This is a genomic window from Amycolatopsis sp. cmx-11-32, from assembly GCF_047608695.1.
GTDB lineage: Bacteria > Actinomycetota > Actinomycetes > Mycobacteriales > Pseudonocardiaceae > Amycolatopsis.
The window spans coordinates 25,137-48,750 of the sequence record NZ_JADNQN010000021.1 but is presented as its reverse complement, the minus strand read 5'-3'; the positions used below and the strand labels follow the sequence as shown (position 1 = coordinate 48,750).

General features: G+C 68.0%; 21 protein-coding genes. 6 read left to right on the top strand and 15 right to left on the bottom strand.

Annotation, left to right across the window (positions count from 1 at the left end; genetic code table 11):
- Positions 1–12: 12 nt before the first annotated feature.
- From ACM6LR_RS37635 to ACM6LR_RS37625, 3 genes are all read left to right on the top strand, one after another.
- Positions 13–489: a DUF6932 family protein gene (locus tag ACM6LR_RS37635; protein ID WP_378242244.1), complete on the top strand. Its 477-nt coding sequence runs from the start codon at positions 13–15 to the stop codon at positions 487–489.
- The gene (locus ACM6LR_RS37630) at positions 486–1,370 is read left to right on the top strand and encodes a hypothetical protein (protein ID WP_414941565.1); all 885 of its coding nucleotides are present in this window, start codon (positions 486–488) and stop codon (positions 1,368–1,370) included. The genes ACM6LR_RS37635 and ACM6LR_RS37630 overlap by 4 nt, the downstream gene beginning before the upstream one ends.
- A gap of 162 nt (positions 1,371–1,532) precedes the next feature.
- The gene (locus ACM6LR_RS37625; RefSeq protein ID WP_414941564.1) at positions 1,533–2,183 is read left to right on the top strand and encodes a DUF4190 domain-containing protein; all 651 of its coding nucleotides are present in this window, start codon (positions 1,533–1,535) and stop codon (positions 2,181–2,183) included.
- Between the two features lie 276 nt (positions 2,184–2,459).
- Here the strand turns inward: ACM6LR_RS37625 and ACM6LR_RS37620 are convergent, their stop codons facing one another.
- The 8 genes from ACM6LR_RS37620 to ACM6LR_RS37585 all read right to left on the bottom strand — a co-directional run bounded on the left by ACM6LR_RS37620 (position 2,460) and on the right by ACM6LR_RS37585 (position 14,375).
- Entirely contained in the window at positions 2,460–5,249 is a 2,790-nt protein-coding gene (locus tag ACM6LR_RS37620) for a BTAD domain-containing putative transcriptional regulator (protein WP_414941563.1), read from the bottom strand.
- Between the two features lie 552 nt (positions 5,250–5,801).
- Positions 5,802–6,701: an ectoine hydroxylase gene (thpD, locus tag ACM6LR_RS37615; RefSeq protein WP_414941562.1), complete on the bottom strand. Its 900-nt coding sequence runs from the start codon at positions 6,699–6,701 to the stop codon at positions 5,802–5,804.
- 23 nt (positions 6,702–6,724) lie between these two features.
- The gene (locus ACM6LR_RS37610) at positions 6,725–7,114 is read right to left on the bottom strand and encodes an ectoine synthase (RefSeq protein ID WP_414941561.1); all 390 of its coding nucleotides are present in this window, start codon (positions 7,112–7,114) and stop codon (positions 6,725–6,727) included.
- 34 nt (positions 7,115–7,148) lie between these two features.
- The gene (ectB, locus tag ACM6LR_RS37605; protein WP_414941560.1) at positions 7,149–8,399 is read right to left on the bottom strand and encodes a diaminobutyrate--2-oxoglutarate transaminase; all 1,251 of its coding nucleotides are present in this window, start codon (positions 8,397–8,399) and stop codon (positions 7,149–7,151) included.
- A gap of 38 nt (positions 8,400–8,437) precedes the next feature.
- A complete protein-coding gene (ectA, locus tag ACM6LR_RS37600) occupies positions 8,438–8,929 on the bottom strand; it encodes a diaminobutyrate acetyltransferase (protein ID WP_414941559.1) in 492 nt (163 codons plus the stop codon).
- Positions 8,930–9,143: 214 nt separating this feature from the next.
- On the bottom strand, positions 9,144–12,113 hold the full coding sequence (locus ACM6LR_RS37595) for a patatin-like protein (protein WP_414941558.1): 2,970 nt from the start codon (positions 12,111–12,113) through the stop codon (positions 9,144–9,146).
- A gap of 227 nt (positions 12,114–12,340) precedes the next feature.
- Positions 12,341–13,585, bottom strand: coding sequence for a DUF445 domain-containing protein (locus ACM6LR_RS37590; protein WP_414941557.1), 1,245 nt, complete (start codon positions 13,583–13,585; stop codon positions 12,341–12,343).
- Positions 13,586–13,592: 7 nt separating this feature from the next.
- Positions 13,593–14,375 (bottom strand): Abi-alpha family protein, encoded by a 783-nt coding sequence (locus ACM6LR_RS37585; RefSeq protein WP_414945489.1) that lies wholly within the window; start codon positions 14,373–14,375, stop codon positions 13,593–13,595.
- 88 nt (positions 14,376–14,463) lie between these two features.
- Between ACM6LR_RS37585 and ACM6LR_RS37580 the strand changes: the two genes are divergently transcribed.
- The gene (locus ACM6LR_RS37580) at positions 14,464–15,324 is read left to right on the top strand and encodes a maleylpyruvate isomerase family mycothiol-dependent enzyme (protein WP_414941554.1); all 861 of its coding nucleotides are present in this window, start codon (positions 14,464–14,466) and stop codon (positions 15,322–15,324) included.
- Here the strand turns inward: ACM6LR_RS37580 and ACM6LR_RS37575 are convergent.
- The gene (locus tag ACM6LR_RS37575; RefSeq protein ID WP_414941553.1) at positions 15,287–15,697 is read right to left on the bottom strand and encodes a pyridoxamine 5'-phosphate oxidase family protein; all 411 of its coding nucleotides are present in this window, start codon (positions 15,695–15,697) and stop codon (positions 15,287–15,289) included. The genes ACM6LR_RS37580 and ACM6LR_RS37575 overlap by 38 nt on opposite strands.
- Before the next feature lie 82 nt (positions 15,698–15,779).
- Between ACM6LR_RS37575 and ACM6LR_RS37570 the strand changes: the two genes are divergently transcribed.
- Positions 15,780–16,706, top strand: a complete 927-nt coding sequence (locus ACM6LR_RS37570; RefSeq protein ID WP_414941552.1) for an AraC family transcriptional regulator — start codon at positions 15,780–15,782, stop codon at positions 16,704–16,706.
- Positions 16,707–16,712: 6 nt separating this feature from the next.
- Here ACM6LR_RS37570 and ACM6LR_RS37565 read toward each other — a convergent pair whose 3' ends face one another.
- The 4 genes from ACM6LR_RS37565 to ACM6LR_RS37550 are packed head-to-tail and all read right to left on the bottom strand — an operon-like array spanning position 16,713 to position 19,869.
- A complete protein-coding gene (locus tag ACM6LR_RS37565; protein ID WP_414941551.1) occupies positions 16,713–17,075 on the bottom strand; it encodes a LapA family protein in 363 nt (120 codons plus the stop codon).
- 38 nt (positions 17,076–17,113) lie between these two features.
- A complete protein-coding gene (locus tag ACM6LR_RS37560; RefSeq protein WP_414941550.1) occupies positions 17,114–18,262 on the bottom strand; it encodes a dipeptidase in 1,149 nt (382 codons plus the stop codon).
- Between the two features lie 36 nt (positions 18,263–18,298).
- Positions 18,299–18,913, bottom strand: coding sequence for an alpha/beta hydrolase (locus tag ACM6LR_RS37555; RefSeq protein WP_414941549.1), 615 nt, complete (start codon positions 18,911–18,913; stop codon positions 18,299–18,301).
- Positions 18,910–19,869: a ring-cleaving dioxygenase gene (locus ACM6LR_RS37550; RefSeq protein WP_414941548.1), complete on the bottom strand. Its 960-nt coding sequence runs from the start codon at positions 19,867–19,869 to the stop codon at positions 18,910–18,912. Before ACM6LR_RS37550 ends, ACM6LR_RS37555 begins: the two co-directional genes overlap by 4 nt.
- A gap of 99 nt (positions 19,870–19,968) precedes the next feature.
- On the opposite strand from ACM6LR_RS37550, the gene ACM6LR_RS37545 reads away from it, so the two are divergent.
- Positions 19,969–20,418 (top strand): MarR family winged helix-turn-helix transcriptional regulator, encoded by a 450-nt coding sequence (locus ACM6LR_RS37545; RefSeq protein ID WP_414941547.1) that lies wholly within the window; start codon positions 19,969–19,971, stop codon positions 20,416–20,418.
- Between the two features lie 146 nt (positions 20,419–20,564).
- Here the strand turns inward: ACM6LR_RS37545 and ACM6LR_RS37540 are convergent, their stop codons facing one another.
- Together ACM6LR_RS37540 and boxB are read right to left on the bottom strand one after the other, a co-directional pair.
- Positions 20,565–22,172, bottom strand: a complete 1,608-nt coding sequence (locus ACM6LR_RS37540; protein ID WP_414941546.1) for a benzoate-CoA ligase family protein — start codon at positions 22,170–22,172, stop codon at positions 20,565–20,567.
- A 19-nt stretch (positions 22,173–22,191) separates the two neighbouring features.
- Positions 22,192–23,613: a benzoyl-CoA 2,3-epoxidase subunit BoxB gene (gene boxB, locus ACM6LR_RS37535; RefSeq protein ID WP_414941545.1), complete on the bottom strand. Its 1,422-nt coding sequence runs from the start codon at positions 23,611–23,613 to the stop codon at positions 22,192–22,194.
- Between the last annotated feature and the right edge of the window lies 1 nt (position 23,614).

The window sequence follows — 23,614 nt, the reverse complement described above, 5'->3', positions numbered from 1 at the left end:
AGGAGGCTCCGATTGGCGCTCCCCTATTGGACGCCGCACAACCTGCTGCCTCCGGGCCGCCATCCCGCCGATCTGGCCGATGTCTACGAGCGGCTGGTCTTCGACGCACCGCATCAGAACGATCGTGAGATCCTGTTCAGCGCGCTGAACAGCTACCTGGGGGTGGCCCGGCGGATCATGCCGACCGGCCGCGCGTGGATCGGCGGCGCCCTGACCGCCAGGACCCCGCACGCGCCTCTCGGGCTCGACGTGGTGCTGATCCCGGACGAATGGGGTGCGCTCAAACGGCTCGACGACACGGGCCGCTCGGCGCTGTACGGACTGCTGACGCTGCGCGGGGTCATCGTCGGGCAGCCCGCCATGTACCTCGACCAGGTCCAGCCCGTGGGCGGCATGCTCGACGGCTTCCTTTGCCGCCCCGGCGACGAGGAGATCTGGGAGGAAGTGTGGGCATCGGGTGGCAGGGGGATTCCGGAAGTGATCTGGTGAAAAACGAATTCCGGCGCATCGCCGACGAGATCCCCGGCGGCACCTGGCTCGACGACCTCGCCCGCGCGTCGGCGATGGCCGCGTACGCGAAGTTCGAGCGGACGTCCCGTTCGCCGCTGCTTCGCGTATCCGTGATCGGCGAGTCGCATCTCGACGCGTACACCTTCTCTGACATCAGCCGCGCGCTGCAGGACGCGACGGCGAAGATCGGGCACATCATCCGCAACCCGTCGGGTGAGGTGACCATCGTCCAGCCCGCGGACCGGGAGAAGGCCCCGCTGATCCAGCGCGGCCAGGCGGGCAACGCGATCTTCTTCGGTTTCCCGGAACCGGCGCTCGACGACGCGCTCATCCACGACGGCATCGAGTCGCTGTCCGAGCGCGCGGTCAAGGAACTGTGCGACTTCCTGCCTGCCAACGGTTCCGACGACGGCGCGCTGGACGCGGTGCTGCTGCAGCGCGACACCGTCCGCAACGCGGTCAGCGACATCGTCAACGCGGTCAGCAAACACTCCGGGATCGGCATGGCGCTGACCCCGACCGCCGGCGAGGAACTGACCCGCAGCATGACCACCGAGCAGGCGCGGGTCCTGTCCGGGAGCCTGCGTGAGTCACGGGAGGCCGTCGGCTACGAGACGGTCAGCGGCAGGCTGGACGGCGTCCGCACCCGGCGCCGGATCTTCTATCTCGAACGCGAATCGGGCGGCACGATCCAGGGCGCGGTCGCGCCGGATCTGCTCGACGAGATCAAGGAGAACCTGGACCGGCCGGTGACCGCGCGGCTGCGCGTCGTGCGCACCACGACCATCGACGGCCGCCGCGGCCGCCCGGTGCACGAACTGCTGGAGATCACCCCCGAAGTCAGTCTGTTCGATCAGTGATCGGATTTCCGACATTCGGGCGGTGCCACAATTCTCGTCAGAAAATATCAATAACCGCTTGATCATCGTTTAATGATGACTTTTTCCGGCAGGTAACAATTTCGGCCATTGCCCCGAACGATGGGTTAACGTCTTCGGACGGAAGCCTCCGAAAGGGCATGTATGCCGACCGATCCACCTCTCCCGCATCCACCGGCCACCCGCTACGGCCCGGGCTTCACCACGCACGGGACCCGGCACCGAAAGCCCAAGAACGGCCTGGTCATCGCCGGTTTCCTGGTCGGGCTCGCGGCACTGGGGGTCGCCTTCGTCCCCCTCGCGGGGATTGCCGCGTGGCCGCTCGCCGTGATCGGAATAACTCTTTCCGTGATCGGTCTTACCAAAATCAAGAAGGGTGAAGCGGACAAAAAGGGAATGGGAGTAGCGGGGCTCGCGCTTTCCATCGCGGGACTGGTGGCCGCTGCCGGGTTACTGGTCTACACCAGTTTCTTCGCTACTGGTGAGTCGGGACTGCGCATCCCGGCGGTCGCCGCGGACAAGAACACCGTCGAGTTCGTCGTCAGCGCTTCCGGCGGCGCGACCGTCCGGTTCGGCTCGCTCAACCAGCAGCGGACCGAAACGACCCCGGCCAGCACCGACGAATGGCGTGGCACGGCGTCCTTCAACTCGGGTGACTACCTGCTCACCGTCACCGCGGACACCCGGAACTCGTCGGTCAGCAACCAGATCGCCTGCACGATACTGGTCAACGGCCGGAAGGTGGCGGAGAGCAAGGGCCAGACCATCGCCCTGTGCACCGCGAGCACCGGCTGACCTCGCGTTTAGTCCTCTAGTTGCGGTAGTTGCACGGACAAGTACCGCAACTAGAGGACTAAACGCGGGAGGCCGCCTGGCGGCCGGCCGGTATCGCCCCCACCTCCACCGGCCGGACCGCCACGAGCCGCTCCTGGCGACTCTTCAGACGGCCCCGGAAGGGAACCGCCCGAGCGCCGATCGCTACCGCATGCCCCTCCCCTAGGGCTCGATCGACACTGAACGGGACCCTACGCGCGCAAGAGGCGAGGCCACTAAGAATCCGCTAAGGATCACTCACGGACTTTCGCCGAGGTCCGTGAGTTCCGCACGGACCAGCCCGGCGAGCTTGGGATTGGCGTCGGAGAGGATCTTCAGCGCGAGCGCGAATTGCTCGCGGGCACCGTCCACATCCGACCCGGCTCGCAGCACCCTGCCCAAGGTCAACCGCAGCACGCCCTCCTGGAGGACGAACCGCCTGCTGATCGTCAGGTCCACGGCCTCCCAGACATACCGTTCGGCGGCGGCGAGTTCACCGATCCGCATGCTCAGCTCGGCCAGGTTGTTCAGTGAGACGACGGCGTAGCTTTCGTCGCCGAGGGTCCGGTCGATCTCCAGCGAAGCGACCTGGTGCCCGATCGCCTCGATGAACCGCCCGGCCCGTTTTTCGGCCTCGGCGCAGTTGTTGAGCGCCTGCCCGCGCAGTTGGAGGTCACCGGTCCGCTCGGTCTCCTCGACCGCCTGCCGCAACGTCGCGATGGCCTCGTCGTGGCGTCCCAGGAGGGTCAGCGCGGAGCCGAGGTGGATGTTCGCCGAGACCATCAGCCGGTTGTCGCCGATCGCGCTCGCGAGTTCCAGCGCGCGTTCGGCGTCGGCGAGACATCCCTGTGGCAGCTCGAAAGTGAGCGCGATGGCGCAGCGCGAGATCAGCATCCAGCAACGGCCGAGGACGTCGCCGGACCGCTCGGCGGCCTCCAGCCCGATCTCGACCAGCCGGGTCCATTCGTCCAGCAGCGGGTACACCGCGCGATAGGTGTGCGCGACCCTCGCCAGCCGCCAGACGTCGTCGTGGCGCCCGCCGGCGCGGGCGGCTTCGAGGACCTCGACCAGGTTCTCCCACTCCGCGGCGAACCAGTCCTGCGCTTCGGCGAAGGAGTTCATCGGCGGCGTCTGCGCGTCAGTGAGGACGTCGGTGAAGTCGAGGGGGTCGACGATGCGCAGCATCTTCCGCCTGGCCCGGTCGGCGACGGCCTGATAGAACCGCACCGAGCGCCACAGCACGTCTTCCCGATCAGCCTCGTCGAGTTCGTTCTCCGCCAGCTCACGCAGGAACAGGCGAACGAGGTCGTGCGGGGCGAAGGTGTCGCGGCCGGTTTCGGCGAGCAGGTTGTGCGCGGCGAGCACCCGCAGATGCCGCCGCGCCTCGGCGACGGTGATCCCGCCGATCGCGGCCGTGAGATGCGAACCGGCCGAAACGCACTGGACCACGCCGAGCCGCAGGAACGTGTTCGCGACTTCGGCAGGCAACCCGCGGAACGAGACGTCGAACGCCGCGCGGACCCCGTCGTCCGGGCCCTCGACGTCGAGCGCGGCCAGCCTGGTCCGTTCGTTGCCGAGTTCGTCGACCAGATCCTGCGCGGACCACTGCGCGCTGGCGGCGAGCCGGGCGCCCGCGATCCGCAGCGCGAGCGGGAGATAACCGCAGAGCCGGGCGAGCGCGTGGTTGAGGTCGAACCCGGCGGGCCCGGCCAATTCCTCGATCAGCCGGACGGCGTCACCGGGCGCGAGCGTGCCGAGGACACGCAGTTTGGCGGCGTTGGACACGGCCAGCCCGTCGAGCCTGGAGCGGCTGGTCACCAGGGCCATCGACCGCGACCCGGGCGGCAGCAGGGGCCGCACCTGCTCGGCGGAGCGGGCGTTGTCGAGGATCACCAGCATCCGGCGCCCGGCGATCATCGAGCGGTAGAGGGCGATGCGTTCGTGGACCTGCTCGGGGACACCGTCGGCGGGGACACCGAGTCCGAGCAGGAACTGGGTGAGCAGGTCGGCGGGCTCCAGCGGCGGGTGATGTGGGTCGAAACCCCGCAGCGAGGCGAAAAGGATGCCGTCGGGGAAGCGGCGGGCGGCGCGATGCGCCCACCACACCACCAGGCTGCTCTTACCGATCCCGGCGGTCCCGGTGACCAGGCCGACCGCGGTCTCGCCCGCCTCGGCCCGCTCGGCGAGTTCGTCGAGCCAGGCGAGATCGGCTTCGCGGCCGGCGAGGTTCGGCACCGCGGGCGGCAACTGCTGGACAGGCTGCGCTTCGGGCTTCGGTTCCGCGACGACCTTGACCGGCAGGTCGTCGTTCAGGACGCGTTCGTGCAGCCAGCGCAGATCCGCGCCGGGTTCGACGCCGAGGGTGCGCAGGGTCGCCCTGGACACCGTGCGGTACAGCTCCAGCGCGTCGCCACGGCGCCCGGCGTGGTAGAGCGCGCGCATCAGCTGGCCCGCCGTGCGCTCGGCGAGCGGGTTGGCCCGGACCAGCGGGCTGAGTTCGACGATCAGTTCCGCGTGCCTGCCGAGTTCGAGATCCGCGTCGACCCTGGCACCGTGGACGGCGAGCCGCAGATCCTCCAGTTCTGGAGCGCGGACCGAACCCGGCACGCCGGCGAGCGCGGGACCCTGCCAGAGCGCGAGGGCCTCGGCGAGCAGTTCGGAAGCCTTGTCCGGATCTTCGGCGGACGCCCGATCCAGCAGTGCCCTGGCGCGGTGGACGTCGATCCGGCCGGGTTCGACGGTGAGCTGGTAGCCGGGTGGCGCGGTGAGGATCCGGGCGCCGCGCGGATGGCCGCCCTGGATTTCCCGGAGCACGCGCCGCAGGTGGGAGACGTTGCCGTGGACGATCGTGCGGGCCGTGGCAGGCGGGTCGTGGCCCCAGAGCGCGTCGATGATCTCGTCGAGCGCGACGACCTTGTTGACCTTCAAGGCCAGCAGTGCGAGCAGGCCGCGGACGCCGGGACCACCGACGGGGATCGGCCGTTCACCGTCGAGGAGCCGGACGGGACCGAGGAGTTGGAAACGGGCAGGGGAACCGCTTTCGCCCATGACGAACCCCCTCTCCCGATCTCTCCCCTTACCGGAGTAGCCAACCTACCGCGCGAAGACGCCGCCAACCAGAAAACGCGAGGGAAAGGGCGGTATATCGGGCGCCGGAGCCCCACGCCACCAATGCCACATTGGGGACACTGGGCGTCTCCAATGCCGCATTGGGGACATCTGATGGAATCCCGGACGCTCTCGCGAGCCAAGGTAAGACGACCGGCGGACCCGTCTAGCGCGACGGGGAGACTTCACCCCGCGCGCCCTGCGGAACGTCTTCGTCAGCGCGCGACAATAAAAAGGCTCCGCGCCATCAGTCCCGATCTGATGACACGGAGCCGGGGGATGTCCGATTTGGGCCGCCTGGGGGCGCGACCCACACCGGACATCGGCGTCCACGTCCGTCCGGGTGGGCTCACCCCGAGCGAAGAACCCGTTCGTCCGTCGACAACACCAACGCGTGCGAGCCCACTGGCCCGCTCACGTAGACGACAACGTAACAGGGCGCACACCGACGACTACAGGCGCCCCAGCATGGCCTTCACGACCTGCGGTTCGTCAGCGCGACAGGGGGGTCGAGTCACGACCGGCGATGAACGCCGGACGCGGTTCGATCGCGGCGAACGGCTCCCGCAGCGCGTTCTCGACGCTGTTGAACACCACGAAGATGTTCGACCGCGGGAACGGGGTGATGTTGTTCGACGAACCGTGCATCACATTCGAATCGAACCAGAGCGCCGAACCGGCCTGTCCGGTGAATTGATCGATTCCGTATTCGGCGGCGAGTTCGGTGATGTCATCCTCGCCGGGAACACCGACCCGCTGCTCTTTCAGTGAACTCTTGTAGTTGTTCTCGGGGGTTTCCCCGGCGCATTGGACGAAGGTCCGCTGTGAACCGGGCATCACCATCAGCCCGCCGTTGAACGGGTAGTTGTCGGTGAGCGCGATCGAACAGCTGACCGCTCGCGGCGACGGCATGCCGTCCTCGGCGTGCCAGGTCTCGAAGTCCGAGTGCCAGTAGAACCCGGTGCCCTTGAAGCCGGGCATGTAGTTCACGCGGCTCTGGTGGACGTAGACCTCGGAACCGAGGATCTGCCTGGCCCGGTCGAGCACGCGGGGGTCGCGGACGAGTTCCGCGATCAGCTCGCTGGTCTCGTGGACGTCGAAAATGGAGCGGACCTCACCGGTCTTGGCCTCGGTGATGACCCGTTCGTCGTCGTGGTGGTCCCCCGACGAGATGCGGACGAGTTCCTGCCAGTACGTCTGGACCTCGCCAGGCGACAACAACCGGTCGACGACGGTGTAACCGCGGGTTTCGTGGTTGGCGAGCGTGGCCGCGTCGATGGGACCGTCGGCCTCGCCGCCCCAGACGGTGGGGTGCGTCCTGGGCAGGTGTTCGGGCTTACCCGTGACGCGGGTCGGGTAGTTGTCGTCGACTCGGGTGTCGGTCAGCGTCAATGCAGTCGCCTCCTCGAGCGATTTCAGGGTTCCGTGACGAGCGGGTACACGCCGTTTTCGTCGTGGACCTCACGGCCGGTGATCGGCGGGTTGAACACGCAGACGCACTTGATCTCGGTCTTGGGCCGGACCTGGTGCTTGTCGTGGTCGTTCAACAGGTACAACGTGCCCGGCTTCAGCTGGAAGACCTCGCCGGTCGCGGTGTTCTCCAGCTCGCCTTCACCGGAGGTGATGAACACCGCCTCGATGTGGTTCGCGTACCAGAAGTCGTTGACCGTCCCGGCGTAAAGCGTGGTCTCGTGCACCGAGAAGCCGACGCCCTCCTTGGCCAGCACGACGCGCTTGCTTCGCCAGTTCGGGGTCTTGATGTCGGCGTCGGTGTCGGTGACCTCGTCGAGTGTGCGGACAAGCAACGGAAAACTCCTTCTCGTTCTCGGTTGAGGGCGGTCAGTTCAGGACGGTGGCGATGGACTCGTCGATGATCGACAGGCCCTTCGTGAGTTCTTCGTCGGTCAGCGTCAGCGGCGGCAGCAGCTTCATGACCTCGCCGTCGGGGCCGGAGGTCTCCATCAGCAGTCCGCGCTCGAACGCGGCGGCGCAGACCTTGCCCGCCAGGTCACCGTTGGCGAACTCGAGACCGCGGGCCAGCCCGCGGCCCTTCGCGAGCAGCTTCGCTTCGGAGTACGCCTCGACGATGCCTTCGAACGCGGCGGCGATGCGCTCACCCTTGGCCTTGGTCGACTTCTCCAGCTCGTCGTCGCTCCAGTAGACGCGCAGCGCCTCGGTCGCCGTGACGAACGCCGGGCTGATGCCGCGGAAGGTGCCGTTGTGCTCACCCGGCTCCCAGACGTCGAGGTCCGGGCGGATCAGCGTCAGCGCCATCGGGATGCCGTAGCCGCCGATGGACTTCGACAGGCAGACGATGTCGGGTTTGATACCCGCGTCCTCGAAGCTGAAGAACGGGCCGGTGCGGCCGCAGCCCATCTGGACGTCGTCGAGGATCAGCAGGATGCCGTGCTTCTTGCACAGGTCGTCCAGCGCCTTGAGCCACTCGACGCGCGCGGCGTTGATGCCGCCTTCACCCTGTACGCCTTCGACGATGACGGCGGCTGGCTCGTTCAGGCCACTGCCGGAGTCTTCGAGCAGCTTCTCGAAGTAGAGGAAGTCCGGGATGGCCCCGTCGAAGTAGTTGTCGTACGGCATCGGGGTGGCGTGCACCAGCGGGACACCCGCGCCGCCGCGCTTCATCGAGTTGCCGGTCACCGAAAGGGCGCCCAGCGTCATCCCGTGGAAGGCGTTGGTGAAGTTGATGACGGATTCCTTGCCGGTCACCTTGCGCGCGAGCTTCAGCGCGGCCTCGACCGCGTTCGCGCCACCGGGGCCGGGGAAGACGATCTTGTAGTCGAGTTCGCGCGGCGCGAGGATCTTTTCCTTGAACGTCTCGAGGAAGTCCCGCTTGGCCACGGTGAACATGTCGAGCGCGTGCGTGACGCCGTCACGGGCGATGTAGTCGATCAGGGCCTGCTTGATCGCCGGGTTGTTGTGCCCGTAGTTGAGCGCGCCGGCGCCGGCGAAGAAGTCGAGATAGGCCTTGCCGTCTTCGTCGTACAGGTAGCTCCCCTGAGCCCGGTCGAACACCACGGGCCAGCCACGGCTGTAACTGCGTACTTCGGATTCGAGTTCCTCGAAAATGCTCATCACGTTTTCTTTCTCCCTGAGATCCCCGGCTTAACGTTCTACTGACTGCTGAGCGGACCGATTCGGTACAGGTCCTCTTGCTCATGCGTTCCGTCCTCGGCCGGAAAATCCGCCGCGGAGAACAGGCCCTGCCGTTCCAAGGTGGCGTTCCACCGCTTGGCGAACGAGGCGAACAACCGGATCGAAGCCTCGTTGTCCGGGGTGATCGTCGTTTCGAGGTACCGCACGCCCTGGGCGACAAGACGGCTGAACAGCTCGTCGAGCAGTGCCCCGGCCAGGCCTTTTCCCCGCTGGGACGCGTCGACCGCGACCTGCCAGACAAAGCCGGTGTCCTGCTTCCGATACCCGATCACGAAACCGACCGGTGTGCCGTCGACTTTCGCTACGACGGAGGTGTCCGCGAAATCGCGGCACCACAGTAAATAGGCGTAGGCCGAGTTGAGATCAAGTTTCTTCGAATCGCGGGCGATTCGCCAGAGCTCGGCACCGTCTGCCTTGGTCGGGTATTCGATCAAGTGCTTTCCGGACATGTCCAAGAAACGTACCGGAGTATTCGGGCGCGGTCAGTTCAGCGCGACGGCGACAACGCGGCTACCTGCGACAACCCTGAAACACACGTGACAAAGGTAACGGTAACGTTTGAAGCGCAGCACTCGTGGGTAAGGCCGCGTCGATGCGGTCTCACCGGATGTGACGATACCAACGGTCACCACTCGGTCGCAGCGTCAGGCCACAATTTGGCGTTCAGCGCCGCCGTCGCCGCCGGAATACGGAACCCAGCGGCGTCCAGACGGCGGGCAGCAGGAGCAGCAGGCAGACGATCAGCCACCAGACCGGCGCCTCACCGCGCCGCCAGCCCGCGACGACGTCGCCGAGCCAGCCGAACAGCGGGTCGCGGACCGGCGGCAGGAACGCGGCGAACAGCAGCCCCGCCCCCGCCAGCACGCCAAGCACCGTGAGCACCATCCGCCACGTCTTGCGCAACGTCATCAGGCTGACCACCAGGAACACGATGGCGCCCGCGGCGACCGGGACGCCCACCCACTGCAGCACCGGCCCGCCCTGCCCACCGAGGACGAAGCCCGCCAGCACGGTGATCAGCGCGGCGAGCACGTTCCACGGGGACGGCAGGGTGGCCGCGCCGCGCGTGATCCACCACGCGCTGCGGCCCGCGGCCTTGGCGAAGGTCGCGGCGGGCTGGACCGACTTCGGCACCCGCGTCGCCCCCGCGGCCGCGTTGATCCCGGCGGCGCCCGCCTTGACCAGCGTCTTCGTCAGCAGCATCGTCCCGCGTTCGTGCTCGAACCGCTCGCCGGAGACCTGGCACGCCTGGAACGCTCGCTGGGCCTGCTCGTCGGATTTCGGCTCGTGCTCGATCAGCTTCCGGAACCGCTCCGACGGTTTCCCGTTCCCCTTGGCCGTTTTCGCGTCGTATCCGCAATGGAGCCCGACGCAGGGCAGTTCCTCGCGCGCGATCTCCAGTTGCCGGACCCTGGCGAGCACCATCGCCGTCACCGGCATGCTGATCGGCAGGGTGGGCCCCCCGTCCACGTCGCCGAGTTCGCCGTCGAGACCGAGGAAAGCGAGCTCACCGGCCAATTGGGCACGCAACGCCTCCGCCTCCGCCTGGGACAGCCCGTCTTCGGTGCCCGGCTGCCGCCAGCCGATCTTGCTGAACGCGTCCCGGACCTGTGCGCGGAAGGCTTCCCGCCCGACGACGTCGCGCAGCTGCCGCAGGCGTTTCGGGTCGAGCAGGCACTGGAACAGCCAGCCCGCGCCGTCGACCCGGCCCCACATCCAGTCGTTCGCGCGCCATGACGCCTTGTAGAACGCGCCGAAGTAGTCGGCCTGCATGCCGGTGAGCTTGTCCCACGAGCGGCGCCGCTTCATGTCCAGCAGCGTCCGCGAATCCGCGCTCACCTGGACGAGATCGACCCGCTGATCGACCGACGGCGGCTGCGCGAGCAGGCCGCGGGTCGCGATGTGCAGGCGCACCAAGCGCGAGGTGACGATCGGATCGGCGGCGCTCGCGTCGTCGGACGTGAGCCCGGTCCACGCCAGCAGCGTGCTGACCGTGTCGGCGGCTTCGCTATCGGGTTTCGCCCGTGCCAGTGGCAAAAGGATCGGCGTGGCCTGCCGGAGCGCGGCGACCACCATCGGCCACGCCTCCTTCAGCGTTTCCGATCGGCCGAGGGCCGCCCATTCCTTGGCGAGACCTTCGATCCAGGCGGCCAGCGTGACGTCGGCGGGCGGCGGGTCCTGCTCGGCGACCCAGCTCGCGAGCCGGGTGCCCCGCGCGGACCTGCGGCGTGCCTCGTGCAGCAGCACGCGGCAGCGGTTGAGCCGCACCGCCTGCTCCGGCGCCGGATCGAGCCGGAAACCCGCGTTCACCAGCTGGAGACCGGTGGCCACCGAATCGTCGAGCGCGGTGGTGCGGAAGGCGACCAGGTTCTCGACCTCGCAGGTGTCCTCGGGCGGCTCGGTCGGCAGACCGTCGCGCAGTCCCGTCGCCGCGGCCGCGCGCAACTGCGCCGCCGTACCGGACGCCCACTGGCGGCCCGGATCCTCCACATCGGACAGCGAGAGCCTGCGGGTCGCCTCGCGGACCAGCGCGGTGGCGTCCTCCTGCACCCGCCGGTCACGGTAGTCGTTCATCAGCCGCTGATCGACGAGTGTCTCCGGCCCGCCACGAACCCCCATCGCGGCAAGGGAAACGCGGGTTCCCCTGGTCCGGACCACGGCGTCGTTGTGCCGGGTCAGGTCTTCGAGTTCGGCGCTGATCGTCTGGCTCAGCACGGTGCCGACGACCTTGCTCATCGCACTGCCCAGTAGCGGCGGCCGCTCCGGATCGACCTCGACGCGCTCGGCTTCGCGTTCCGCCGTCGGCACCACGTACAACAGCAGCCGCCGGACATCCGAATGCGACTGCCGTTCGAAGATCTCCCGCAACGCGGGGCGCAACGGCTTGTTCAGCAACACGCCGCCGTCGGTGAGCCAATGCGACCGCGTGACGTCGGTGTACCTGGTCATGTCCGGATGCAGCGGCCCGGTCTTCTCGCCGATCGGCATCCGGGAAAGTTCGAACGCGCCGGGGAACGACGCGGTGGAGCGTGCCGCGAGCGCGAGCGGTCCCACCACGTCATCCGTCCACAAAGGACCATCGAATCGGAACAGCAGACGATGTTCGGTGTCCCGCACGAGGTTTCCCAGCGCGTCGTCGAACCTGGTCGTCTCGCCGTCGATCATCGTGCCGGTGAGCAACACGGTGATGTCGGGACAGTCCGGTTTCACCGTCGCGTTGTCGGTGATCCGGTGCAGGGCGTCCTTGAGATCCGCCAGCAGCACCTTGTCGCCGTTCAGCAGCGACCTCGGCCCCTTCTCGCCGGGGTCGCGGATCAGGTTGTCGAGCGAACCCGTGCTGATCCACGTGTCGCGCAGCACCTGCGGGCTCGACCGGAACGCCTCGGCCAGCCCGAGGCACGCCGCGTTGATACCGCCCGCGCTCGTGCCGGTGAGCACGTCGAGCGAGACGGTGGCGTTGAGCAGATCGAGCAGGGTCCGGTACGGCCCTTCGGATTCCGGCGTTCTCGACGCCCGCAGCAGATGTGAGGTCTCGGTGGCGACCCCGCCCATCCAGACCGCGAGGCTCGCCCCGCCCACCATGGTCATCGCCAGCCGGATCTCCTGCGGCCACGGACTTCCCGCGTCGGCCATGTACGCCCTCCCCGAGGCTTTGTGCACCGTGCACCTTAGACCGGACGGCCGAACCGGCGTACCACCGTCAGTGCCGAAATTCGTTCGCCCGTAAGGGCGGTTTCACGCCCCCGCAATCAGGTGCCCGTTCGCTGTGCCTGGATACGCGACGCCCCCGCGTTTCGTCCTCTAGTTGCGGTAGTTGCACGCGCAACTACCGCAACTAGAGGACTAAATGCGGGAGGGGGTCAGGCGGCGAAGTGTTCCAGGAGGAGGACTTGGGCCTCACCGACGGCGAAACCGAGGACGGCGCCGGTCGCGATCAGGAGCCATTCGTCCTGCTGGAACGCCGGCCGCAGCAAGCCCTCGAACTCGCGCGGCGACAGTTCCTTCATCTTCGTCACCAGCACGTTCCGGATGTCCATCGCATCGGTCGCGTAGTCCTCGATGTATCGCATGGTCTCCGGCAGCTTGTCCATGATCTTCTCGGCGATGTTCAGCTTCATGTCCTGGTACCGCCTGCTGCCGACGGCGAACACCACCAACGGCTTCCCGACGCCGACGCGGCGTCCGAGTTGTTCGTCGAGCTGACGCTGGATCAGGCCGAGCACCCGGTCCGACAGCGGCCCGTGCAGCACCGCCTCGATCACATTGTGCGGGGTGATGATCTCCTTCGCGATCAGCGCGCCGTACGCCTCCGCGACCTCGCCGCGCCGCTTCAGGAACAGGCCTTGCCAGCGGACGCCGAAGTACCGGCGTTCTTCGATCGGGTAGAAGATCATCCGCAGCGCGAGCCAGTCGGTGAACCAGCCGGTGAAGAGCCCGAACAGCGGCATGATCAGCGGAAACTTGAACAGCACCCACGCGATCATCTGGACTACGCCGATCAGCCCGCCGAAGAAGATGCCGGAGCGGGCGATGAACTTGAACTCCTGGTCGCCCGCCTCCTGGAAGATCCGGTTCAGCAGCCGTTTGTCCTTGACCAGCGCGGTGACCACCATGCCCTTGAGGTCGAACACACTGTCCACATCGGACTTGATCAGCTCCAGCACGGCCGCGACCATCTTCGGCGACTCGGCCTGGACGCGCTGGATCACCAGCCGCTGCATCCCGACCGGCAGCGATTCCCACAGCCCCGGCTGGTAGTGACCCGCGACGTCGCGCACGATGTCCTCGACAGCGGCCTGAAGCGGTTTCTCGAGCTCACGCGCGATCCTCCGCGGATCGAGCCGGGCGACGACCTCCGCCGGTTTGATCAGCTGCTCGGTCATCGTGTCGCAGGCGATGCTCGCCATCCGCGCGGCGCGTTTGGGCACGATGCCCTGCCAGCCGAGGAACGGTTTGATCCCGACGAACTCGACCGGCTGGAACATCATCCGGATCGCGACGAGTTTGGTGGTGTAGCCGATCAGGGCGGCGACGATCGGGATGGAGACGTAGATCGGCCAATGCTCGGCGAAGTCGGCGAGGATCCCGTCGAGGAACGCACCCATGCCGGATTCAGCCGGCGCTCGGGTCGCAGGCCTGCCAGAAGTGGGCGCCGAGCCGGGAAATGTGGACTGTGCGCTTGACGAACTTGGCCCGCTTGACCGACTTCTCCGCCTCGAGGACGGTCTCATCGGTCAGCAGGATTTCGTACTGCGTCTCCAGCGACAGGACCTCTTCGCCCAGCTCGACCAGGCCGAGCCCGATCAGCCTGGTGAGGTAGCCGGGCACCTGGTCGGGCAGCGTCACCCCGGCGGCCTTGCCGACGGTGGAGGCGTTGCGCAGTACGAACCGCCCGGCCCCGCCGAGGTTGGTCCGCTCGGCGACGTCGACGGCGGGGAACGGCGAACCGTCGGAAAGCGCGGAGAGGATGCGGGCCTCGTCCGGCGTCAGCTGCCGCAGGATGATCGCGTAGAGGTACTCGCGGGCCCGCTCTCGCCCGAAGCCGATCGAATGGTTGAGCAGTTCGGCCATCGCCGCGCGGAGCGGCTCGAGCCGGGCGCGCGTGTGCACGAGGGTGATCGTCGCTTCGACCGGGCGCGAACCGTTGGCGTCGGGACGGTTCATCGCGGACGCGGCGGCGAGCGCGGCGTGGTACGGGTCGTCGACCTCGTCGAGACGGCGGCGCAACTCCGAAAGCAGCTGCCGCTCACCCTGCTTGATGACCTGTTCCGCGATGTCGACACCGGGGAGTTTGCGGGTGAATTCCCTTCCCGTGCGAGCGGCCCAGCCCGCGAGCCGCCCCGCGCGTTTGGCGAAAGCGGTCAGGTCGTCACCAGCGGGTCGATCGTTGCTCACGGGCACTCCCCTCGCGTTCGCGCTGATGCTACCTGCGAGTAGGCAGAACGGCCGAGATTGTGATCGACGTGGGTGTTTGGATGGATACATGAGCTTCACGCGCTGGGGTCCACCGCTCGACGTCCTCCCGCTGTTCGCGCGGGAGGAGCAGGCCTTGCTCGACGTCCTCACCGGTCTCGACGCGGAGCAGTGGGGCGCGCCGACGGTGTGCACGGGCTGGACGGTGCACGATCTCGCCGCCCACCTCCTGGGCGGCAAACTCGGCAGGCTTTCGCGCGATCGCGACGGCTACCGGACGACGGCGCCCCGCGAGGGCGAACCCTTCGGGCGGTTCCTCGACCGGATCAACGACGAATGGGTGGTCGCGTGCCGTCGGCTGTCCCCCGAAGTGCTGTTCGCGATGCTGGTCGACAGCACCTCGCAACTCGCCGAGATGTGGGGCCGCGCCGACCTCGACGCCATCGGCGAGCCGGTGAGCTGGGCAGGGGACGAACCGGCGCCGGTGTGGCTCGACGTCGCCCGCGAGTACACCGAGTTCTGGGTGCACCAGCAGCAGATCCGCGAGGCCGTCGGCGCTCGGACGCTCGACGGCTCCGAGTTCCGGGGGCCGGTGGTCGACATTTTAATGCGGGCGCTGCCGCACACTCTGCACGACGTCGACGCGCGGACCGGCAGGCAGGTCGTCTACACCGTCACCGGCCAGGGTGGCGGGAAATGGACGGCTCAGCGGACCGCCGACGGCTGGGAATTGGACCGCATCGCGCCGACGTCACGGTCGCCGCTGGCCTCGGTGACCACCGACGCCGACACGTTCTGGCGGCTGTGCACCCGGAACCCGGCGGACCGGGACCGGGTCACCGCCAAGGGTGACGAAAACGTTTGCGCCACCGTGCTCGGGATGACGTCGATCATCACATCGAGTAGCGACCGACCTTCTCCGGATGGATGACGAGCCGGACAAGATCCAGTTCCTGGATCCCGGCGAGTTCACCGGCGTGGGCCGGGTCGTCGAGGTCCCAGTAGCGGGCGCCGAGGCGGGCGGCCAGTTCGTGCGCTCCGTCGGGCTCCACCGTGGTGCGGCCGGCGACCGAGACCCAGCGCTCGCGTTCACCCACCGGCGCGGCGATGACGATCGACGCGCGCGGGTCGCTGTCCAGCCGGCGCACCTTGGCCGAGTCTCGCGGCGTGAACAGCTGGACCGTGCCTTCGTCGGTGGCCTCGAACCACACCGGCCGGGGCTGCGGCGGCACCGGCCCGTCGGCGACGGTCAGGAACCCGTGCAGGGGACGACGAAGGAATTCGAGGTCTTCGGTGGTCAGCATGACCACGATTCAACCCGCCCGGATCGGACGTGCCCATAGGTGAAGCACCGGGTCGCCTGTTTATTCGTCTAACGTCGGCAAGGTGGATGTGTTCAGTGACCTGATCCGCGGAGTGCGGGCGCACGGCTCGTTGTTCGGCAGTTCGACCCTGTCCCCGCCCTGGGCGCTGCACTTCGTGGACGGCGCGCCGCTGACCCTGTGCGCCGTGCTCACCGGGGCGGGCTGGATCGTGCCGGAGGGCGGTCCGCCCGAACCGCTTCGCGCGGGCGAGACGATCATCGTGCGCGGCCCCGCGACGTTCACCTTCGTGGACGAGATCGGCACCCGGGCCGAACCGATCTCGTGCGGCGAGCACTGCGCGACGCCCGGACAGGGCGGGACCCGGCACCGCCTCGGGTGGGCCGACGACCCTGCCGACGGCGAGACGACCTTGATCGTCGGCGCGTACCCGGTCCGCGGTGAGATCAGCCGCCCGCTGCTGGACGCGCTGCCCGTCGTTGTCCGGGTGGACGCCGGCGGCGCGGGCGATCCCGTGCTGGACCATCTCGCCGCCGAGGTCGCCGTCGACGCGCCGGGTCAGCAGGTGGTCCTCGACCGGCTGCTGGACTGGATGCTGGTCTGCTCACTGCGCGAATGGTTCGACCGGCCCGGCGGCGAGCCCCCGGCGTGGTGGGCCGCCCAGCGGGATCCGGTGGTCGGCGACGCCCTGCGCCTGCTGCACGCCGAACCGGCGGCGCCGTGGACGGTCGGCATACTGGCCGGGCGGACCGGGGTGTCGCGTTCGACGCTGGCCAAGCGGTTCGCCGACCTGGTCGGCGAACCACCGCTGACCTATCTCACCCGCTGGCGGATGACCCTCGCGGCGGATCTGTTGGCCGATCAAGGATCCGCGACGCTTTCGGACATCGCCCGCACCGTCGGCTACGCCGACCCGTTCGGCTTCAGCGCGGCGTTCAAACGGGTCCGCGGGGTCAATCCGAGCGAGTTCCGGCGGGCCGCCGCTCCCTGACGGGGCTCAGCGCTGCAGGTGGCGGGACTTCTTGGCCTGCTGGCGTAACTGCAGGATCCGGGCACCGCCGACGAGCGCGACCAGCGCGCCACCGGCGATCACGGAGAACAGCATCGCGACGGCCAGCGGCATCACGGCGGACATGCCGAGGAAGTGCACGCTGGCGGTGTCCTGGTTCTGCAGGATGAACACGAGCAGGAACACCAGCACGACCAACGCCACGATGACGGCGACCCAGGTCCCGCTCACCCGCGTGCGCTTGAGTTTCGGGACGGCTTCGACCTTGCCGCTGTGGCGCGCGCCGCCGGCTTCGGACGATGAGGCGGGCTCGACCGGGACCTCGGCGGCACCTTCCTGCGGCTGAGTCATACCCGATAGTGTCCGCCGAAGTGCGCTTGAGCGCGCTCTCAAGCGTCCGAACGGGTGACCTCGTCGGCCGCGCGCAAGACGCGCAAGGTGTTCTTCCCGGCCAGCTTCGCACAATCCTCGTCGCTCCAGCCGCGTTCCAGCAACGCGGCGAACAGCACCGGGTACTTCGAAACATCCTCCAGGCCTTCGGGAAGTGTCGCGACTCCGTCGTAGTCGCCGCCGAGGCCGATGTGGTCGACACCGGCCACTTCGCGCGCGTGCTCGATGTGGGCGACGACGTCGTCGATGCTCGCCTTCGGCTTCTCGGGCCCGCCTCGATCGGCGGCGAACTTCGTGCGCTGGTCGAGGTTCCAGTAGTCCTGCCCGGCGGTTTCCATGTCCTCGCGCAACCGGTCGTCCCACTCGGCGACCTTCGGGGAGATGAAGCCCGGCACGAATGTCACCATCGCGACGCCGTCCTTGGCCGCCAGTGTTTCCAGGACGTCGTCGGGGATGTTGCGGGCGTGGTCGTTGACCGCGACGCACGAGGAATGGCTGAAGATCACCGGCGCGGAGCTGACCTCCAGCGCGTCGCGCATCGTGCTCGGCGCGACGTGCGAGAGGTCGACCAGCATGCCGATCTTGTTCATCTCGCGGACGACGTCCCGGCCGAACCCGGTGAGCCCGTTGTGCGTGGGTTCGTCGGTGCCGGAGTCGGCCCAGGTGGTGTTGTAGTTGTGCGTCAGCGTCAGGTAGCGGACCCCGAGACGGCGCAGGATCCTCAGCACACCAAGGGATTCGCCGATGCTGTGGCCGCCTTCGGCGCCGAGCAGCGACGCGATCTTGCCGTCGCGGAACGCGGCTTCCGCTTGGTCCGCGGTGTCCGCGAAGGCCAGCTTGCCGGGGTACCGCTCGATCAGCTGGTGCACGATCTCGATTTGTTCCAGTACCGCCGTCACCGCGCTGTGCCCCTCGAACTGGCACGGCACGTAGACGGACCAGAACTGCATCCCGAGCCTGCCTTCGGCGAGCTTCGGGAAGTCGGTGTGCAGATGCGGCTGCCGGACGGTGAGATCCGTGCCCGCCACGGCCTCGACCGGATCCGGCCCGGTCGTGACCCGCAGCTCCCACGGTAGATCGTTGTGCCCGTCCGCGAGGAGCACCGTTTCGAGCAGGGCTTGGGCTCGGACGAGGTCACCGTTAGTCATCCGCCGATGTTACGTTCGGCTACTTTGCTCTCACCGCTACGGGTTGAGCCACCCCGCCGCCGCGACCAAACCGTTGCCCGTCACCTGGTGCCCACCGGGATGGCGGTGCGCGACGACGTCCGCGGAGCGCTCGCGCAGGTCGCGGGCCAGTCCCTCCGCCGACGCCATCGGCGCCATCGGATCGTGTTCGCCGTTCGACAGGAAGACCCGGGTACCGGACAGATCGAGTCGTGGCGGCGACGGAAGAGGCGACATCGCCGCGAACAACACGGCCTCCCCGACGGCGTCCGGGCGGAGCAGGGTGACGGCGGCGGCGATGTTGGCGCCGTTGGAGAAGCCGATGGCGACCAGCCGCCGGTCACCAAGGCCGTACTGCTCGCGCGAGGCGACCACGAAGTCGGCCAGCTGGTTCGCGCGGAAGACGACGTCCTCGTGGTCGAAAACGCCTTCCGCCAGCCGTCGGAACCACCGCGCCGCACCGTGTTCCGACACCGGCCCGGCGGGCGCGAGCAGCGCCGAGGCCGGGCTCAGCTGGCGGGCGAGCGGCACGAGGTCGTCCGGCCCGCCGCCGGTGCCGTGCAGGAGCAGCAGCACCGGCTCGTCCGGAGCCCCTTCGACGTACTTGTACTCCAGTGATTCCGGCGCCGTCATCGCGGGTTGTTCTCGCTCGGGAGGTCCAGCTTCGGCAGCATGGCTTCGATATCCTCGCGCTTGGGTTCCAGCCACGGCGGCAGTTTCAGCGCACGACCCAGTTCCAGAAGCGGTTCGTCGATCGCGAAGCCGGGTTCGTCGGTCGCGACTTCGAGCAGGGTGCCGCCCGGCTCGCGGAAGTAGATCGAGCGGAAGTACTGACGGTCCAAAATGGACGTCACGTGCACGCCGTCGTCGATCAGTTCGGCACGCCACGCGGCCTGGGTCTCCTCGTCCGGCGCGCGCCAGGCGACGTGGTGCACGGTGCCCGCCGCCACCAGGCCGCGCGGGGCGTCCGGCGTCACGAGGACGTCGACAAGCGCGCCGGGACCGCCTTCACCGGCGGAGAAACGCAGGCGATTGCCCTCCTGGCGCTCGAAGGCCAGGCCGAGCCCGTCGGTCAGCATCCCGGCCGTCGCGTCCTCTTTGGACACCGAGACCGTGACGGAGTGCAGGCCGCGGATGGCGTACTCGGCGGGGACGAGTTTCGTGTCCCACGGGTCGCGCGGGTCGCCCTGCGGATGCGCGACGAGCGAAAGCTTCAAGCCGTCCGGATCGAGGAAGGTGAGCGTCTCCTCGCCGTCGGAGTCGCGGATCTGACTCGTCTCGATGTGGCTCTCGGCTAGGTGCCGCTTCCACCAGCCGAGGGAGGTTTCGGGCACGGAGAACGACGTCGTGGTGGCCTGGCCGGTGCCGTGACGCCCCTTCGGCGCGTCCTTCCACGGGAAGAACGTCATCAGCGAACCGGGCTTGCCGGACTGGTCGCCGTAGTAGAGGTGGTACGTGCCGGGGTCGTCGAAGTTCACGGTGGTCTTCACCAGCCGCAGGCCGAGGGCCCTGGTGTAGAAGTCCGCGTTGCGCTGGGGATCGCCACCGATGGCGGTGACGTGGTGCAGGCCCGAAGTCTTGATCGACATGGTGCCCCTCCTCCGAAGTCCGGTGAACTCAAGCTAACCCGATAACCTCTCGCACGCAAGATATATTCCGGCAAGAGTTTCTGGTGTACTCTCACCCGCGTGACAGCGGAACCGAACGACGACGAAGTGGTCACGTGGTGGGGCCTGGTGATCGAGGGCTACCTGGCCACGCAGAACAAGCTGATGGGCGAGATCGCCGAACGGTTCGGCCTGGCGCCGGCGTCGTTCGACATCCTGCTGCGGCTCGTGCGGTCGCCGGAGCACCGGATGCCGATGACGCGGCTGGCCGTCGAGGCGGCGTTGTCCAGCGGCGGGTTCACCAAGGTCGCGGACAGACTGGTGGCCTCGGACCTCATCTGCCGCGTGCCCAGCCCGGACGACCGCCGCGTCACCTTCGCGGCGCTCACCGAACACGGTCTCGACGTCGCGCAGCAGGCACGGGAGGCGTGCGCGGAGATCCTGCGGCGTATCGTTCTGACCCCACTCGGTGACGACGCACCCGGCCTCGCCGAGGCCATGCGGACCCTGCGCACCGTCAACGGCGCGTGATGTCCATCTGATCACGCGTGTTCGCCATCTGATCACGCGAGTTGTCCATCTGATCACGCGAGTCGCCCGTCCAGCCACGCGAGCTTGGCTTGCGACATTGGCGATCACGCGTGATCAGATGGAGAACACGCGTGATCGGGTGGAGATCAGCCGGGTAGGGGGGAGGCGGGGTCTGACTGGTAGGCCCGGACCTCGTACATCTCCCGCACGAGTTCCCGGATCACGTTGCGCCGGATCTTCCCGGTCGCCGTCTTGGGTAGTTCGCCCAGCTCGACGACGCCGCGTGGCCGTTTGAACGACGCCAGCCCGGACCGGCAGAACTCGATCAGCTCGTCCGCGTCCAGCGGGCTGCCGGGTACGCCGACCACGCAGGCGACCGGTTTCTCGATACCGTCGGCGTCGAAAGCGGCCACGACCGCGACCTCGGCGACCGCCGGATGCTGCAGCAGCCGCTCTTCGACCTCGGTGGGCGACACCCAGATCCCACCCGGCTTCAGCATGTCGTTGAAGCGGCCGAGACAGGTGTAGCTCCCGTCCGCGTTGCGCACGAAGCTGTCGCCCGTCCGCAGCCATTCGCCCTGGAAGACCTGCTTCGTCGTCTCGTACCGCGCCCAGTACCCGGTCGCGATCGACGGCCCGGCGACGAACAGCTCACCGGGCTGTCCGTCCGGCACAGGCGCGCCTTGCTCGTCGCGCAGGGCGACCTCGTAACCGGGCACCGGCACTCCGGTGCTGCCCGGCCGCACCTGGTGCGGCCGGTTGGACAGGAAGACGTGCAACGCCTCCGTCGAGCCGATCCCGTCGAGGATCTCGACGCCGAACCGATCACGGAACCGTTCGTACAGCACGGAAGGCAACGGTTCCCCGGCCGAAACGGCCTGGCGCACCGAGCAGAACGTGTCGTCCGGGAGGTCACTGGCGAGCAGCGCCGCGTAGAAGGTCGGGACGGCGAAGAACAGCGTGGGCCGCTCCGCACGGACCCTGGCGGCGATCAGTCCGGGGGTCGGCCTGGCCGGTTCGAGCAGCGCCGTCCCGCCGGCCGCGAGCGGGAAGAACGCCGAATTCCCCAAACCGTAGGCGAAGAACAACTTCGGGACGGAAAGGAACCGGTCGTTCGGTCCGGTGTCGAGCACGCCGCGCGCGTACGTCTCACAGATCGCGCGGATGCCCGCGTGCCGGTGCATCGCGCCCTTCGGCTTGCCCGTCGTCCCCGAGGTGTACAGCCAGAGCGCGGGCGAGTCCTCCCAGGTCGGCGCCGGTTCGAAGCCGCCGTCATCCACTGTGGACAGATCGCCCCAGTCGTGCGCGCGGACCCCGGACTGCAGTTCGGCCGCCTTCGCCCTGTCCAGTACGACGTCGGTGACCTCCGGTGCCAGCCCCAGCGCGATCGTCGCCTGCGCGGCGAACTCGCCGGAAACGCACAGGACCCTTGCCCGTGAATCGGCCAGCACCTTGCCGAGGTCCAGCCCGGTGACCATGGTGGACACCGGCACCGCGACCGCTCCGGCCAGCATCGCGCCGAGGATCCCGGAGAGCAGTTCGACGTCGTCGACCATGCAGAACAGGACCCGCTCCTCCGGGCGGACGCCGATCGCCTTCAGTCCTGCCGCGACCCGGCGGGTTTCGGCCGCGAGCCCGGCATAGGTGAGACTCCGCCTCGGGGAAGTGACCGCGGCCTTCGCACCGTGTCCTTCCGTCAGATGCCGGTCGAGCAGGTAGCTCGTCGCGTTGAACCCGGTAGCTGCAGCGGTCACGGGCGCACCTTCAATCGGCTCAGCTCAGGTAAACGTATTCGTAGTCGAAGGGTTTCCCATTGATGCCCTGGCGTGGCGGCGCCACCCAGCTCGCGATCTTTCCTCGCTCGTAGACCGGGTGCATCAGCGATCGGACGAAGGTCAGGTCTTCGGGGGTGGGCAGCCACTTGCGTTTGCCGGCCGACCAGGTCCGCTCGTCGACTACGGTGCCGTCGGGCGTCACATGGTGGCCGGAGTTTATGCCGACTTCGCGATTGAATCCAGGGTGCGGGAGGACGAATCGGAAGTCGATCCCGGCGTCGGCCAGGATCTTGTTCCAGCGGTTGACCCCGGTCTGGCAGTCGGCGCGGTACTCCTCCCGCAGGTCCAGGTTCAGCAACAGGATGGCCTGCAGTTCTTCGGTCTCCCAGGTGCCGTCGGCCCTCGGCCTCGACAGCGACCCGGCGGCGTCGGTGAGCTTGTGGTCGTCCTTGCGGCGGGCCTCCTGCCAGCGGCCTTTCAGCCCGGCGGTGTAGTAGTTCGCCGCGTTGGTCGAAGTTTCGCTGCCGAACAGGTCGAGCGAGACGGTGTAGTGGAAGTTGAGGTAGCGCTGGATGAGATCCAGGGGGATCCCGCCGTGCCCGGCGATGTCGAAGGTGTCGTGCTCGCGGATCAGTTCGGCACCGCGGGTGACCACCCTGTCGACACCGGTGGTGCCGACGAACATGTGGTGCGCCTCTTCCTTGAGCATGAATTCACAAGTGCGGGAAAGCGGGTCGAAGCCGCTTTCCTTGAGGGTGCCGAGCTGATACTTGCCATCGCGATCGGTGAAATAGGTGAACATGTAGAACGCGAGCCAATCCGCGGTCTCTTCGTTGAAGGCGCCGAGGATGCGCGGGGCGTCCGGACTCCCGGAATTCCGGAGCAGGAGGCTTTCCGCTTCGTCGCGGCCTTCCCGGCCGAAGTAGGCGTGCAGCAGATACACCATCGCCCACAGGTGGCGGCCTTCTTCGACGTTGACCTGGAAGAGGTTCCGCAGATCGTAGAGGCTCGGCGCGGTCAGCCCCAGCAGTTTCTGCTGCTCGACCGACGCGGGTTCGGTGTCACCCTGGATGACGATGAGCCGCTGCAGTTCGGCACGGTATTCGCCGGGAACCTGGTGCCAGGCCGGTTCGCCCTGGTGCTCACCGAAGCCGATGACACGGTCCGGATCGCGCTCCGTGAGGAAGATCCCCCACCGGTAGTCGGGCACGTTGACGTGGTCGAAGTGCGCCCAGCCCTCCCTGCCGACGCTGATCGCGGTGCGCAGGTACACCCCTTGGGTCCGCAGCGTGGGACCCATTTCGCCCCACCAGTCCAAAAACTTCGGCTGCCATCCCTCCAGCGCCCGCTGGAGCCGCCGGTCCTTTGAGAGATCGACGTTGTTGGGGATCTTGGCGTCATAATCGATCTTGGTGGGCATG